The sequence below is a fragment of the Pseudomonas sp. JAI120 genome, assembly GCF_014207255.1.
Lineage (GTDB): Bacteria > Pseudomonadota > Gammaproteobacteria > Pseudomonadales > Pseudomonadaceae > Aquipseudomonas.
In genome coordinates this window covers 2,362,044-2,375,737 of the sequence record NZ_JACHCZ010000001.1, presented here as the reverse complement: position 1 = coordinate 2,375,737, position 13,694 = coordinate 2,362,044, and the positions used below count along the sequence as shown (strand labels likewise).

General features: G+C 60.0%; 13 protein-coding genes and 1 pseudogene. 4 read left to right on the top strand and 10 right to left on the bottom strand.

Annotation, left to right across the window (positions count from 1 at the left end):
• Positions 1–2: 2 nt before the first annotated feature.
• From HDC32_RS11205 to HDC32_RS11185, 5 genes are read right to left on the bottom strand one after another with little or no spacing between them, the layout of a single operon-like run.
• Positions 3–998, bottom strand: a complete 996-nt coding sequence (locus tag HDC32_RS11205) for a MoxR family ATPase (protein WP_131697910.1) — start codon at positions 996–998, stop codon at positions 3–5.
• Entirely contained in the window at positions 995–2,152 is a 1,158-nt protein-coding gene (locus HDC32_RS11200) for a DUF4350 domain-containing protein (RefSeq protein ID WP_184743957.1), read from the bottom strand. The genes HDC32_RS11205 and HDC32_RS11200 overlap by 4 nt, the downstream gene beginning before the upstream one ends.
• Positions 2,149–3,669, bottom strand: coding sequence for a DUF4129 domain-containing protein (locus tag HDC32_RS11195; RefSeq protein ID WP_184743954.1), 1,521 nt, complete (start codon positions 3,667–3,669; stop codon positions 2,149–2,151). Before HDC32_RS11195 ends, HDC32_RS11200 begins: the two co-directional genes overlap by 4 nt.
• Positions 3,656–4,636, bottom strand: coding sequence for a stage II sporulation protein M (locus HDC32_RS11190; protein WP_131697907.1), 981 nt, complete (start codon positions 4,634–4,636; stop codon positions 3,656–3,658). The genes HDC32_RS11195 and HDC32_RS11190 overlap by 14 nt, the downstream gene beginning before the upstream one ends.
• Positions 4,633–5,325 carry an RDD family protein gene (locus HDC32_RS11185; RefSeq protein WP_131697906.1) on the bottom strand — a complete coding sequence of 231 codons (693 nt, stop codon included), beginning with the start codon at positions 5,323–5,325 and terminating at the stop codon, positions 4,633–4,635. The genes HDC32_RS11190 and HDC32_RS11185 overlap by 4 nt, the downstream gene beginning before the upstream one ends.
• Positions 5,326–5,491: 166 nt before the next feature.
• On the opposite strand from HDC32_RS11185, the gene sbcB reads away from it, so the two are divergent.
• Entirely contained in the window at positions 5,492–6,919 is a 1,428-nt protein-coding gene (gene sbcB / locus HDC32_RS11180; protein ID WP_131697905.1) for an exodeoxyribonuclease I, read from the top strand.
• A gap of 89 nt (positions 6,920–7,008) precedes the next feature.
• Here the strand turns inward: sbcB and mvaT are convergent, their stop codons facing one another.
• The gene (gene mvaT, locus HDC32_RS11175) at positions 7,009–7,383 is read right to left on the bottom strand and encodes a histone-like nucleoid-structuring protein MvaT (RefSeq protein WP_003175830.1); all 375 of its coding nucleotides are present in this window, start codon (positions 7,381–7,383) and stop codon (positions 7,009–7,011) included.
• Between the two features lie 348 nt (positions 7,384–7,731).
• On the opposite strand from mvaT, the gene purU reads away from it, so the two are divergent.
• A complete protein-coding gene (gene purU / locus HDC32_RS11170) occupies positions 7,732–8,580 on the top strand; it encodes a formyltetrahydrofolate deformylase (RefSeq protein ID WP_131697904.1) in 849 nt (282 codons plus the stop codon).
• 86 nt (positions 8,581–8,666) lie between these two features.
• On the top strand, positions 8,667–8,852 hold the full coding sequence (locus HDC32_RS11165) for a hypothetical protein (RefSeq protein WP_131697903.1): 186 nt from the start codon (positions 8,667–8,669) through the stop codon (positions 8,850–8,852).
• 45 nt (positions 8,853–8,897) lie between these two features.
• Here HDC32_RS11165 and HDC32_RS11160 read toward each other — a convergent pair whose 3' ends face one another.
• The 3 genes and pseudogenes from HDC32_RS11160 to HDC32_RS11150 all read right to left on the bottom strand — a co-directional run.
• Positions 8,898–9,641 (bottom strand): DUF2334 domain-containing protein, encoded by a 744-nt coding sequence (locus tag HDC32_RS11160; protein ID WP_184743951.1) that lies wholly within the window; start codon positions 9,639–9,641, stop codon positions 8,898–8,900.
• The gene (locus HDC32_RS11155) at positions 9,634–10,755 is read right to left on the bottom strand and encodes a glycosyltransferase family 1 protein (RefSeq protein WP_184743948.1); all 1,122 of its coding nucleotides are present in this window, start codon (positions 10,753–10,755) and stop codon (positions 9,634–9,636) included. The genes HDC32_RS11160 and HDC32_RS11155 overlap by 8 nt, the downstream gene beginning before the upstream one ends.
• A 184-nt stretch (positions 10,756–10,939) precedes the next feature.
• Positions 10,940–11,483, bottom strand: a pseudogene (locus tag HDC32_RS11150) (hypothetical protein); the annotation flags it as partial.
• Positions 11,484–11,674: 191 nt separating this feature from the next.
• Here HDC32_RS11150 and HDC32_RS11145 point away from each other — a divergent pair.
• Positions 11,675–13,153 (top strand): helicase HerA-like domain-containing protein, encoded by a 1,479-nt coding sequence (locus tag HDC32_RS11145; RefSeq protein ID WP_145337942.1) that lies wholly within the window; start codon positions 11,675–11,677, stop codon positions 13,151–13,153.
• Between the two features lie 4 nt (positions 13,154–13,157).
• Here the strand turns inward: HDC32_RS11145 and HDC32_RS11140 are convergent, their stop codons facing one another.
• Entirely contained in the window at positions 13,158–13,613 is a 456-nt protein-coding gene (locus tag HDC32_RS11140) for a DUF721 domain-containing protein (protein WP_027605525.1), read from the bottom strand.
• Positions 13,614–13,694: the final 81 nt, after the last annotated feature.

The window sequence follows — 13,694 nt, the reverse complement described above, 5'->3', positions numbered from 1 at the left end:
GGTCATTGCCGGGGGGCCGGAATCTGGTCCAGCAACTGCTTGAGCACCTGGTCGACCTCCAGCCCGTCTATATCCAGTTCTGGCGCAAGACGTACCCGATGACGCAGTACCGCCAGGGCACAGCCCTTGATGTCGTCCGGTGTGACGAACTCGCCTGCACGTAACAAGGCCCGTGCGCGGGCGCCGCGTACCAGGGCGATGGAGGCTCGCGGGCCGGCGCCTATGGCCAGTCCCGGCCAGCTGCGGGTTGCTCGCGCCAGGCGCACGGCATAGTCGAGCACGTGTTCATCCAGAGCCAGTTCACTGGCGATCCGTTGCAGTTGCAGCACGTCCTCGGCCTTCAGCACGGTGCGCAACGGTTGCACATCCAGCATGTCGGCCCGTGATGAGCGCGTCACTTCGCGCACCATATCCAGTTCCTGCTGAGCATCGGGGTAGTCCATGCGTACCTTGAGCATGAAACGGTCCAGTTCCGCTTCCGGCAGGGGATAGGTGCCTTCCTGTTCGATGGGGTTTTGCGTGGCAAGTACCATGAACGGCTGGCCGATAGGCAGCGCCTCGCCTTCGAGGGTGACTTGCCGTTCCTGCATGGCTTCGAGCAGGGCAGCCTGGGTCTTGGCCGGGGCGCGGTTGATTTCGTCGGCCAGCAACAAGTGGGTAAATACTGGCCCCTTGCGCAGCTTGAACTGTTCGGTGTGCAGGTCGTACACCGCGTGGCCGGTGACATCGCTGGGCATCAGGTCCGGGGTGAACTGGATACGCGCGAATTCGCCGTCAAAGCAACGGGCCAGGGCACGTACCAGCAAGGTCTTGCCCAGCCCGGGGACACCCTCGAGCAATACGTGGCCGCCGGCGATCAGCGCGGTGAGTACATCATCGATCACCTGATCCTGCCCGATCACCGCCTTGCGCAGTTCAATGCGCAGGGCCTGGGCCTGCTGGCTGGCACGTTGCAGAGAGTCGCCGGGCAGGGTGTTAGCGCTGGGAAATTCGCTCATAGGGCATTCCTGAGGGTTTGCAGGCACGCCACCTGCCGGCTGAAATCGGCACTGGAAAGCCGTTTTGCCGGGAGTGGGCCGAGGGCCTGGCTGATGACGTGAGAGGGTTGGCGCGTCAGGTGGGCAAGTACTCGCCCCTGTTCCGTGTTGTCGAGATGTTCAAAGCCGGGATGACGCCGCCGTGCGGCGCGCAGGATGTCGCGCTGCAAGGCCTGCAATAGTGTGCCTTGGCCGCTGCGACGCAGCAGGAAGTCGGCACTGGCTTTCAGGTGCTCCTGCAATTGCCGGCGTGCCTTGGGGGCGGGCGCCTGGATTGGGCCCTGGCGCATACCTGCCTGCCAGAGTGCCAGGGCAATCAGGGCAATGAGCGCCACCAACGCCTGGGGGAAATAACGCAGCAGCAGGGTGAACAGGTCATCCACGTTGCTGTTGAACAACAAGGTCACGGCAGTGCCCTGGGCCAGGTACCACAGCAGCCAGGCATTGTCGTGTTTGCCAATAGCCGGTGTTTTCCACAGGTCGCTGTCGGTGATCACCGTGACGCGGCCTTGCCCGACATCGAGTTGCATCAAGTGGCTCGACCTGGCGCTATTGGCTGAAAATTGTGCCCGGTGCTTGGGGTCGATGAGATTGAAGTCGGTGTCGAAACTGAAATAGGCCGGTGCGGTGTCGTTGTCGACATAGAGTTTGGTCAGGTCCGGTGCTTTGTTTTTGCGGGCCGGTGCGGGGTCATCAGGTTCATCGCTGAGGGCCTGGTGGATATGCAGGCGATCGAGCAGCATGTCGCCGCTCTTGCCGGCTTCTTCGTCCCACAGGGCCTCGGCGACTACCAGTAGATGGCCGCCGGACTTGGCCCAGTCCAGGAGTTGCCCTACCTGGCGTGGCGACATGTTGCCGCGCTCGCCCAGTAACAACAGGCTGTTGCCCTTGGCAGGCAGTGTAGTCAGGCGTTCCAGGCCATTGGCGTGTTCCACGGCCAGGCCTTGCTGGCGCAGAAAGTGTTCGGCCGCCAGGTAAGGGTTGGCCATGGCTTCCGGGGAGGGGCCGCGGTCCACCACTTCTTCATAGGGGATCGCTTTGCTCCAAGCGTAAAAGCCGCCCGCTCCAAGCAGGCACGCCATCAGTAGCCCCACCCACAGTAATGGCCGGTTCATTGGGCGCCTCCCGAACTGAACAGGGCACGCCAATCGTTGCACAATTTCTGCTGGGCTGAGACCGGGGGGAGGTGGTGGCCATAGGCAAGGTTTTGCCAGTGCCGAGTCAATTCATCACTGAAGGCCAGTAACTGCGGCTGCTGCAACTGGTGAATGCGTTGCAGGACCTGACCTTCGGTGTCGGCGCTTTTAAGGGGCAGGTTGAAATCATGCAACAACCTGCTCAGCAGGCCACGATACAAAAGGCCGAGGGCTTCCCGTGGCTGGGTAGACCAGAGTTGCTCGGCAGTGCTGGCGATATCCTCGGGCAGTGTCTCGGTGCCCAGCTCCAAGCCGAACAATTGTGCGGGTGATGGCTTCGCCGCTTTGGGTGTACGTGCCCCGCGCAGGCTGACAAAGGTGCGCAACCAGTCCCGATAGCGCCATGCCAGCAGGGCCACGCCACCGATCAGCAGGCTCCATAACAGTACTTCCAGGCCTTGGGTGACAGGCTTGAAAGTATTGCTGTTGAGGTTGTCCAGCAGTGCCTGCAGCCATGCCGGAAGTTTGCCGTCACTGTGTGCCTTGTTTTTAACGACGGGTTTTTCTTCGCCAAAGCGATAGCGGGTGACGGTTTCCGGATTTTTGAAGGGAGGCTTGTCCAGCAGCGATTTGATGGATTGGCTTGCGCTTTGGGGGGGCAGTGGTTTGGCTTCATCCGCCATGGCGGGCGGGTTGAATGACAGCAAGGTCAGTCCGATTAACAGCATTAACAGTGGCGCTGCACTGCTCAGGCGCTGGCGCAGGCGGCGGAATACCAGTTCCAGGTCCCACGCCTCCAGTAGGGTGCGACGATTGAGATAAAGGCTGAAACCACAGGCGACATAGATGGGCTCCCAAAACACCAGGATCAAGGCGTAGAAGGCATTGCTCAAGTGTTCCAGCCAGACCCCCTCGGAGCCGGTCGCCAGCGCCAACCGTTGCCAATCCCAATCCAGTTCAAGTTGTTGCGGAATGAATAGATAGAACAGTGCCATGCAGCCGAACCACAACCCGATTTCCAGGTGCACCCCAACGGTGGTCAACCACCGCGCGGCACCGGCATTGCGCTGCTGCAGCACGCCCAGGCGTTTCTGACGTGCCTGGCCGTCCAAACCTTCGAGCTGGCTGACCGGCATTACAAAACTACGGCTGAGGCTAAGTCGGCGCCAGGTCAGGCTGGCCAGCAGTTGGTGGTTAAGTAGTCTTGGCCATTCGCGCACAGCCTGTTTAAGGCTGGGCGTTTCGCCGAACAGGGCTTTGGAGAGGATATATAGAGGCAAGCGGTCGAAGGCCGGTTTGAACCACCAGAACAGGAACATGGCTGCGGATGGGTACTTCCATAGCAACGCGGTAAGCAGGGCAAAAACCGGCAGGGTCACCAGCGCCCAACTGCTCATCAACAGCAGGCGATGTTCCCGGGCCATTAATACCCCAAGGTCCATGGCCTCCCATGCGGTACGCGGTCGAATCGCCACGCTGGCATTACTCAGGCGCATGGCGAGTCCGTCCGGCAAAGGTCAGGTAAGCCGCCACCAGCAGCCAAAGTGCAGCGCCCACCAGGTATTTGACCCAAGGGGCGATCTGGGTGGTGGAAGACCAGTAGGCCTCGATAAATGCCGCGATCAGCAGGAACACCATGACACCGCACAGCAGTTGCACACTCTTGCGAGCTGCGAGCCGCAGGGATTCGCCACGGGTCAGTTGCCCCGGGGCGATCAACGCCCAGCCCAGTTGCAAGCCCGCGGCACCGGCGAGTGCAATGGCCGTCAACTCAAAGGCCCCATGGCCGATGACGAATGACCAGAAGGTCTGCCCATAGCCGATTTCGGTCAGGTGCCCGGAAATCGCGCCGATGATCAGCCCATTGAATATCAGGAAAAACACACTGCCCAGGCCGAACAGCAAACCGGCGGCAAATGTCTGAAAGGCGATACCGATGTTGTGCATTACGTAGTAGCCAAACATCATCCAGTCTTCGCTCGAAGCACGTTCGGCAGCACGCCCCAGCCGGCTGGCTTCGGGGTCATACATGCTCTGCATCTCGGCCACCTGCTGGGGGCTGACAATGCTGTAGATCAGGTCGGGAAACAGATAGACCAGCAGGGCAATGCCCAGCAGGCTGCCAAAGAACAGCAGGCTGGCAATCAACACGAAACGCCACTGGTCTCGTACCAGTCGCGGAAAGTCGGCCAGGATGAAACTCAGCAGATTCGCCGCCAATTGGCTGCGGTGGCGATACAGTTGTTGATGGCCGCGCAACGCCAGTTGTTGCAGGGGGTCCACCAGGTAACTGCTGTAGCCGCGTTCCTGGGCGAGGGCCAGGTGCTGGCATAGACGCCGGTATTGATGAGGGAAATCGGCCATGTCACTGGCCTTGGCCTTGCCGTGCTCCAACAACTTCAGCTGTTCGGCAAAGGATTGCCATTGGTGCTGGTAACGGCTTTCGAAGAGACTTTGCTTCATGTCGGCCCCAACAGGCCACGGGCCACACCATTGAGTTGCTCCACGGCGCGGGCCGGGGATACTTGCAGCGGCGTTGCAAGGATCGAGGCGAGCTCGTGTACCCGTTCGGCGGACAGTTCACCCTGGCGTTCCGCGAAGCCAAGAATCGCTCGCTGCTCACTCAGGTCCAGGGCAAACGGCAAGCGCAGTGCCGCAGCTTGAGGTACCTGGGGACGTGCCAGAGGCTGTTCGCGGTAGACCACCAAGGTGCCAGCGGCCAGGTCGCCAAGGCGTTTGAAGTGAGGATGTTGCAAGCAACTGATTGCGCCGAGAAAGTAGCCGAAAGGCAGCATGTCGACAAACCGCAGGAGGTTGCGGATCAGCGACGCCGACCAGCCTATGGGGGTGCCGTCGTCCTGCACGACCCGTAAGCCCATGACCTGTTTGCCCGGTGAGCAGCCCTGGTTGAGTACCTCGAACAGCACCATGTACCACCAACTGACCAGGAACAACAAAAGCGACCCCAGGCCGATACCAATATTGCCGAGCAGCGCCAACGGCACCAGCAGCACGCCCATGATCACTGCGCGTGCGCCGAGGTCGAAGGCAAATGCCAGCGCCCGTGACACCAGTCCGGCTGGGCGCAGCGGCAGGTCGATGCCCTCCGGGGTCTCGATCTGGTAGAGGGTATCCAATGGGGCTGATGGCATCGCGATCCTTGGCAGTGCAGAGCGGCTGGAGACACGGATGCTAACAGTGTCGGCGATGGAAGCAACTACCCAAGGTTTTGCTGGATGTTTGTACAGTGTAATTGGTGCTGGCCGCGAATACGACTGAACGCCTAGACTTTGTCGATCTTCAGCACAGGAATAGCCCGTGACCTCCATTTTCTGGTACGACTATGAAACCACCGGCATCAACCCGCGCAGCGATCGCCCACTCCAGGTTGCCGGCATTCGTACGGATCTCGATCTCAACGAGGTCGGCCCGCCGGTCAATCTTTACTGTCAGCCGAGCGACGACATCCTGCCCCATCCCGCCGCTTGTGCCATCACCGGCATCACCCCTGTAATACTGGCGGAAAAAGGTCTGGCCGAGGCCGATTTCATGACCCGTGTACATGCCGAACTGGCGGCCCCGGGGACGTGCGGCGCAGGTTACAACACGTTGCGGTTTGATGATGAAATGACGCGCTACAGCCTGTATCGCAATTTTTTCGACCCTTACGCGCGGGAGTGGCAGGGCGGTAACAGCCGCTGGGACCTGATCGACGTGGTTCGCACTGCCTACGCCCTGCGTCCGGAAGGCATCGAGTGGCCGCAGCAGGACGGGCGCGTGACCCTCAAGCTTGAGCGCCTGACCGCCGCCAACGGCATTGACCACGGCCAGGCCCACGATGCGTTATCCGACGTGCGTGCCACGATCGCCCTGGCGCGCCTGGTGCGCGAGAAGCAGCCCAAGCTTTACGACTGGCTGTTTCAACTGCGCAGCAAGCAACGGGTGATGGACCAGGTGCGCTTGCTGCAACCCATGGTGCATATTTCCGGACGTTTTTCTGCCGAGCGTCATTACCTGGGTGTCGTGCTGCCCCTGGCCTGGCACCCGCGCAACCGTAATGCGCTGATTGTCTGCGACCTTGGGCTCGAACCCCAGGGGCTGCTGGACATGGATGCCGCTGCCTTGCGCCAACGCCTGTACACCCGTCGTGAGGACCTTGCCGAAGGAGAGCTGCCGGTGCCGCTCAAGTTGGTGCATATCAACCGTTGCCCCGTGGTCGCGCCCTTGAATGTACTGCGGGCCGAGGACCGTGAACGCCTGCAATTGGATATGGATATTTGCCAGGCGCGGGCCCTGCGGCTAACTGACGCACAGGAACTTTGGCGCGATAAGTTGGCGGTCATTTACGCCGAGGAAGATTTTGCCCCGAGCTCAGACCCGGAACAGCAGCTTTACGAGGGTTTTATCGGGGATCGTGATCGGCGGTTATGCGAGCAAGTCCGGGCGGCTGATCCTGCGCAGTTAGCCAGCCGGCAGTGGCCTTTTGATGATCACCGTTTGCCTGAATTATTGTTTCGTTACCGGGCGCGTAACTTCCCCGATACGCTGAACAGCGAGGAGCTACAACGCTGGAAACTTTTCTGTCAGCAGCGTTTGGCAAATCCTGAATTCGGCGCGCCGAATACCCTTGAGGCATTTAATCTAGCTCGGCAGGAGTTGGCCGTTAGTGCGACGCCGTTTCAGCAGCAGGTGCTGGAGCAGTGGCAGGGATATGCTGAGTCTTTAGCTGCTCGTGTGAATCGGTAATAGCGGTTTGTAGAAAAGACGGACAATAAAAAACGCCAGCAAGCTGGCGTTTTTAATGGGTCGCGTATCAAGCGCGGACCAGGCGAAGCTTAGCCCAGCAGGGTAGCCCAGCCTTCAACCACGTCACCGCCCCACTTGGCTTTCCACTCTTTCAGGGTTTTGTGGTTGCCGCCTTTGGTTTCAATCACTTCGCCGTTGTGCGGGTTTTTGTATTGCTTGACCTTGCGAGCACGCTTGGTACCGGTAGTTTTTACGGCGCCACGTGGTGCTTTAACTTTCGACTCTGGATCCAGCAGCGCGATGATGTCACGCAGGGATTTGGAGTATTCACCCATGAGGGTGCGCAGTTTGCCTTCGAATTCCAGCTCGGTTTTCAGTTTGTCATCTTGGGACAGGTTCTTCAAACGAGCTTGCAGCTCTTTGATAGCTTCTTCGGTGGCACGGTATTCGTTGATCAGAGACATGTGGACTACCTTATGTAGAACGCTGATTGACAGGGAGAGTGGCCCAATAATAGTCAGGCGGTTTCCTCAAGTAAACATTTAAGAACGCATTTAGGTGAATTACTTTGAATGTTTGTAAAGGCGCTATGCAATCGAGTTAATTAGTAGGGGCTACCCCGCAAATAACCTGCTTAATTTTTCCATAATTGCCGCAGCTTGCGCTGTTCATTCATATAGCGCTGGTAAAACCATGCGCTATTAAGGGATGTGACCAGGTCGGGGGATCAGAATAAGGCTCATCGAATACTGCAGTTTTTCTGCACAATCGCTAGAATGGCGGCCTTTGCGAAGTTCTGGAGTTCCCCCCTAATGCGCACTTTTCGGCTGGTGATTGCTTGCCCGGACCGGGTCGGCATCGTTGCCAAAGTCAGTAACTTTCTGGCCTCCCACAACGGCTGGATCACCGAGGCGAGCCATCACTCGGACAATCTCAGCGGTTGGTTCTTCATGCGTCACGAAATCCGTGCCGACACGCTGCCCTTTGGTCTTGAGGCTTTCCGCGAGGCATTTGCGCCAATCGCAGAAGAGTTTTCGATGACCTGGCACATCACCGACACCGAGCAGAAAAAGCGCGTAGTGTTGATGGCCAGCCGCGAATCCCACTGCCTGGCCGACTTGCTGCACCGCTGGCACAGCGACGAGCTGGATTGTGAGATCGCGTGCGTGATCTCCAACCATGACGACCTGCGCAGTATGGTCGAGTGGCATGGCATCCCCTACTACCACGTGCCGGTCAACCCGCAGGACAAGGAGCCGGCATTCGCCGAGGTCTCTCGCCTGGTCAAGCGGCATGAGGCCGACGTGGTCGTGCTGGCGCGCTACATGCAAATCCTGCCGCCGCAGCTGTGCCGCGAATACGCGGGCAAGGTGATTAACATCCACCACAGCTTCCTGCCGTCGTTCGTGGGGGCCAAGCCTTACCACCAGGCTTCCTTGCGTGGCGTGAAGTTGATTGGCGCAACCTGCCATTACGTCACCGAAGAGCTGGATGCCGGTCCGATCATCGAGCAGGACGTGGTGCGTGTCAGCCACAGCGACAGCATTGAGGACATGGTGCGGTTTGGCCGGGATGTCGAGAAGATGGTGCTGGCCCGTGGCCTGCGCTATCACCTGGAAGATCGCGTGTTGGTGCACGGCAACAAGACTGTCGTGTTCTGATCAACGCGTTTAGATTGAAGAATGGAGGGCCTGGGCGTTAAATCGCTGCAGGCCCTTTTTCTTTGTCGGCCATTGAGGAGTCGGCGATGCGCGATCCACTTGATAAAGCCACGTCCAAAGCGCCGGCTACGTTGGGCGAAGGCTGTCTGAGTCGTTACGACCCTGACGCGCTGGATGCCGAGGATGGCACCGACTTTCCCGGAGCTGCCCAGCTGTGGGAGCAGTTGCAATTGCCGGACGAGCCGCAAGAGTCTTCTGAAAAAGACGCTTGAGCAGCGCCGGCGAATCCCCGTCCGACATCCGTCAAACCACCCGACTCAGGGTTGCGCTGCCAGCCACGCCACTTTGGTCTGCGGCGTGCGGCCAGCGGCCAGCAGGCGTTGCAGGGTTTCAATCCAATAACGACGGGAAAAATCGTGGCGCATATCCACGGGATGCAGCCCCAGTCGAATCACCGGGGCGTTCTGCCAGCGCTGTTCACGGTGGTCGCTGACGAGTTTGGATAAGCCCCGACGCCAGCTGCTACGGGCACTCCACACCAGGCCCGGGGCGTCGATACGGCTGAAGTCGGGGAGCCGGTATAGGTGTTGTGGATCGCTGGTGTAATTCAGCGGCAATTGGCGCAAGGCATCACGGGTGCCTTGGCTCATCAACCAGGCGGGTGCAACGAACCCATGAAGTGGCCAGTCGTTGCGGCGAAATACCTCGATGCCGGCGCGAATACGTTCCAGGGCCTGGGCCTGTGGCAATTTGTAGAACTCACCTTCGTGAGTATAGATGCGACGCATGAACCATTCTTTGGGCGTGCGCGGTGGCGGTTGATCATCGCTATGGAAGTAGCCATGCAGGGCCAGTTCATCGCCCCGCTCCAGGCGGCGGTCCAGCAGTCGTCGAAAGTCTCCTTGGGTGGACAGTGCATCACGATGATGAAAGTCCGGCACTACCAGCCAGGTGACAGGCACCGCTCCCAGCGCGTCAACGGCTTCGACAAACGGTCGGTAGTCGGCCCAGTTGTGCGGTGCCACGTCATGCAAGACCAGCAACACCGAGCGCTCAGCCATGGGAAAGCATCGGCTTGTGGCTGCCGAGTACCGCACGATAATGGCCCAGCAGGCTGTCGACCACCGCATCCCACGCATAATGCTGCGCCACATATCGGCGTGCCTGTGCGCCCAGGTGACGGCTGTCGGCGCTGAACAACTCGCGCACCTTATCGGCCATAGCCTTGGGGTTGTTCGGGGGGCACAACAGGCCGCAGTGCTCATGGACAATTTCAGTGAAGGCGCCAGCGGCCACTGCAACTACCGGGATCCCGCAAGCCATGGCCTCCAGGATTACCAGGCCAAAGGTTTCCTGGTCCCCGCCATGCAGCAGCGCATCGGCACTGGCCATCAACCGCGCGACATGCGGGGCAGGCCTGAACCCATCGATGACCGTGACATTGTCCGGCACGCTGGCAGGCATGCTGGAGCCTACCAAGAGCAGGTGATAGCCACTCCCCAGGCGTTTCATGCAGTTGAGCAGCACTGGCAGGTTCTTTTCCTTGGAGCCGCGCCCGGCGAAGATCAGCAGGCGCGTGTCTTCACTGACCCCCAACTCCGCACGCAACCCCGGGTCGCGCCTGTCCGGGGTGAAGGTCTGCAGGTCCACCCCCAGCGGCTGAACGAAAACATTCTTCACCCCAAGCCCCGTGAGCTTGTCGGCCATTATCCGGCTGGGTGCCAGGACGCGATCGAAATTCCCATAGAGCTTGCTGACGTAGGCTTCGACATTCGGGGTAAACCAGGGCCCCATGCGGTTGCGCACCAACAACGGCAGGTCGGAGTGATAAAAGCCGATCACCGGCACATCCAGCTGGCGCCGGGCATCCAGCGCGGCCCAGGCGGTCAGGTAGGGGTCACCCACTTCGATCAGATCAGGCTGTAAATCGTGTAGGACGTTTCGCCATGGCGCCAGGCGCAGCGGGAACCGGTAGCCTTTGCCGAAGGGCAGGGCGGGGGCCGGCACCTTGAATATTCCATCCTGTTCGCTCAGGTGTGCACCGGGGATCAGCAGGCTGTGGCGGATGCCCGGCTTGAGCGCCAGGCGCCGGTGCTTGGCGTCGAGATAAGTGCGTACGCCACCGCTGGCTGGGGCGTAGAACATGGTTATGTCAGCGATATGCACGATGAACATCCCTCCGATCCATTGCTCTCCCCTACGTGGACCTGAGGTAAGGATAGATGTTCGATCGGGATAGGTGTCGCTGCAGTCATCAGCTGGAAACGGGCCAGATGTGGGAGCAGGGCTGCTCCCACAAGGTTTTTTGCAGTGAGTGTCAGATCCGGAAGCTGCCCACCAGCTGTTTCAACCGCGCCGCCTGCTGTTCCAGGTCACCTTCGCCGTCGGCGATGTCCTGCATCGCGCGAGTCATCACGTGCAGCGGCTGCAGCAGCACGCATATCAGCATGCCGAGCAGGGCGATGATGATCACCACGGCAATCACGGTGGCGATTACGGCGGAGGTGCGAAATTTGCTGAGCATTGCGTAGGCATCGTCCTTATCCACCAGGGTCTGCAGGCTCAGGTCGCCGCCGACCACACCGATGCTCTGGCTATCTTGGCGCTGGGGGGGCGATGGAGATTCAGGGTTTCTGCTCCAGCAGGCTGGCAACCGCACCGGGTTCAGGGTTAATGGCGATGTTCTGTGCGGCGTTTTCTACCAGCGCGATACGTCAGGTCAGCCAGGTCTGGATACTGTTCGCGGTGACGTCGCCCATCTCGTGCAGGTAGCTATTGGGGTCGTCGCGTATCGCATTACGTTGCAAATAGTCGTTATAAAGGGTGAGCAGCGTAAATGCGGCGATGACGATAAGGGCGGCTGCAAGCAGGATTTTATGGCTGAAACGCAGATTTTTATTCATAGCTTGAAGGGGCCGCTAAGGTCTTAATATCCGAGACGCGTCCTTGTGGAACACGCGGAAGTGTAGCGTCAAAAAAAGTTTGATATTTCCGTTGGTCCCTGTAGGAACTATCTGAGCGTTTTTTAGACTTTGTAGGTCTCACATCTGTCTTATAGACCTGGCGATACTAAAGATTAACCATGGGTGACGAAATGCCTGACTCCACGCAACTCCTTATCGGTGCCGGTCTTGACGGCCAGCCCATTGCCCAGGCCATGCGCCTGGCCAACCGTCACGGGTTGATCGCCGGCGCCACGGGCACGGGCAAAACGGTCACATTGCAACGCCTGGCCGAAGCCTTCAGTGATGCGGGCGTGGCGGTATTTGCGGCTGATATCAAAGGTGACCTCTGTGGCCTGGGTGCCGCCGCCAGCCCCCAGGGCAAGGTGGCCGAGCGTATCGCCGGCATGCCTTTCCTTAATTACACGGCCAAGGCGTACCCCGTGACGCTGTGGGACATCCACGGGCAGTCCGGTCATCCGCTGCGCACCACCATCAGCGAAATGGGGCCGTTGTTGCTCGGCAGTTTGCTGGAGCTCACCGATAGCCAGCAGTCGGCCCTTTACGCGGCGTTCAAGGTGGCGGATCGCGAGGGCCTGTTGCTGCTGGACCTCAAGGACCTCAAGGCCCTGCTCAACCACCTGCGCTATCACCCGGAGTTGCTCGGCGAAGACGCGGCGCTGATGACTACTGGCTCCAGCCAGGCGCTGTTGCGGCGTCTGGCAGTATTGGAGCAACAGGGCGCCGAGGCCTTGTTTGGCGAGCCGGCCCTGCAGCTTGAAGACATCTTGCAGCCCACCAGCGACGGGCGCGGACGTATCCATCTGCTGGACGCCAGCCGCCTGGTGCATGAAGCGCCGAAGGTGTACGCGACCTTCCTGTTGTGGCTGTTGGCGGAATTGTTCGAGCAACTGCCGGAGCGCGGCGATGCCGACAAACCGTTGCTGGCGCTGTTTTTCGACGAGGCGCATTTATTGTTCGCGGATACGCCCAAGGCTTTGCAAGAACGATTGGAGCAAGTGGTGCGACTGATTCGTTCCAAGGGTGTGGGGGTGTATTTCGTTACCCAATCGCCGGGCGACCTGCCAGACACCGTGCTGGCGCAACTGGGTTTGCGGGTCCAGCATGGCCTGCGGGCGTTCACTACGAAAGAACAGAAATCCTTGCGGGCGGTAGCAGACGGGTTCCGGCCGAACCCGGCGTTTGATGCTTTATCGGTGTTGACCGAGTTGGGCACCGGAGAGGCATTGGTGGGCACCTTGCAGGAAAAAGGTACGCCGGAAGTCGTCCAACGCGTACTGGTCGCGCCGCCGCAATCGCGAATCGGGCCGCTGAGCGCCGCTGAGCGCGCCACATTGGTGGCCAGTTCGCCGTTGCAGGGGCGCTATGACAAGCCGATTGATCGCGAGTCGGCCTATGAAGTATTGATGGCGCGCAAGGCGCTTGGACCGACCGAAGAGGCCAGGCAGTCCGACGAGGAGCCTAGCTTCACTGACAAGGCCGGGGCGTTTCTGGGAACCACCGCAGGCAAGGCGCTGAAATCCGCGATGCAGCAGGCGGCCAATCAGATGGGGCGCCAACTGGTGCGTGGCTTGCTGGGGTCTTTGCTGGGAGGTAGTAAGCGCAAGTAGCGGTTCAGGGTTTGGGCTTGCCATGGGCGGCCAGCCGCTCAAGTGCCGCGCGCAAGCCCGGATCGCTGATCCCGTCGGCCGTGGCCTGAATCGTCTCGGCCGCCGTCTCCGACAAGTCCATCGTGTGGCCCGCCGCGCCTTGCTGCACGGTCGGCGGCTGCACCTTGAACTGGATGCGCGTCAAGCTGGCGAACTCATCGAATGCCATCAATTGACGCTGCAGGCGTTTTTGCTGATAGCGCAAGCGGGTCGCCCAGTGGCCATCTGTGACAATCAGCAGCAGGTTGCCTTCACGCCAGGACGCCACATGGCAGTGTTCGCGGGCGGCCGGTTGCAGTTGGCTTTCGAGCAGGCGTTGCAAGTGGCCCAAGCGTTGCGCATGGCCAAAGATGGCTTTCAACGGCTTGGCTTCGCGAAGCAACACGCTGGGCGCGCGGGCTGTAAGAGGGCGAAATGCCATGATTGGACACCTTAAGTAACAGAGCGGCCATCTTAGCAGAAAGCGTCTACGCGGCCCCGGGCAATGCATTGCCGGGGCTTT

Coding starts and splice junctions, on each gene's coding strand:
- HDC32_RS11205 (WP_131697910.1), bottom strand. CDS start 998: ATGAGCGAATTTCCCAGCGCTAACACCCTGCCCGGCGACTCTCTGCAA.
- HDC32_RS11200 (WP_184743957.1), bottom strand. CDS start 2,152: ATGAACCGGCCATTACTGTGGGTGGGGCTACTGATGGCGTGCCTGCTT.
- HDC32_RS11195 (WP_184743954.1), bottom strand. CDS start 3,669: ATGCGCCTGAGTAATGCCAGCGTGGCGATTCGACCGCGTACCGCATGG.
- HDC32_RS11190 (WP_131697907.1), bottom strand. CDS start 4,636: ATGAAGCAAAGTCTCTTCGAAAGCCGTTACCAGCACCAATGGCAATCC.
- HDC32_RS11185 (WP_131697906.1), bottom strand. CDS start 5,325: ATGCCATCAGCCCCATTGGATACCCTCTACCAGATCGAGACCCCGGAG.
- mvaT (WP_003175830.1), bottom strand. CDS start 7,383: ATGTCTCTGATCAACGAATACCGTGCCACCGAAGAAGCTATCAAAGAG.
- purU (WP_131697904.1), top strand. CDS start 7,732: ATGCGCACTTTTCGGCTGGTGATTGCTTGCCCGGACCGGGTCGGCATC.
- HDC32_RS11165 (WP_131697903.1), top strand. CDS start 8,667: ATGCGCGATCCACTTGATAAAGCCACGTCCAAAGCGCCGGCTACGTTG.
- HDC32_RS11160 (WP_184743951.1), bottom strand. CDS start 9,641: ATGGCTGAGCGCTCGGTGTTGCTGGTCTTGCATGACGTGGCACCGCAC.
- HDC32_RS11155 (WP_184743948.1), bottom strand. CDS start 10,755: ATGTTCATCGTGCATATCGCTGACATAACCATGTTCTACGCCCCAGCC.
- HDC32_RS11145 (WP_145337942.1), top strand. CDS start 11,675: ATGCCTGACTCCACGCAACTCCTTATCGGTGCCGGTCTTGACGGCCAG.
- HDC32_RS11140 (WP_027605525.1), bottom strand. CDS start 13,613: ATGGCATTTCGCCCTCTTACAGCCCGCGCGCCCAGCGTGTTGCTTCGC.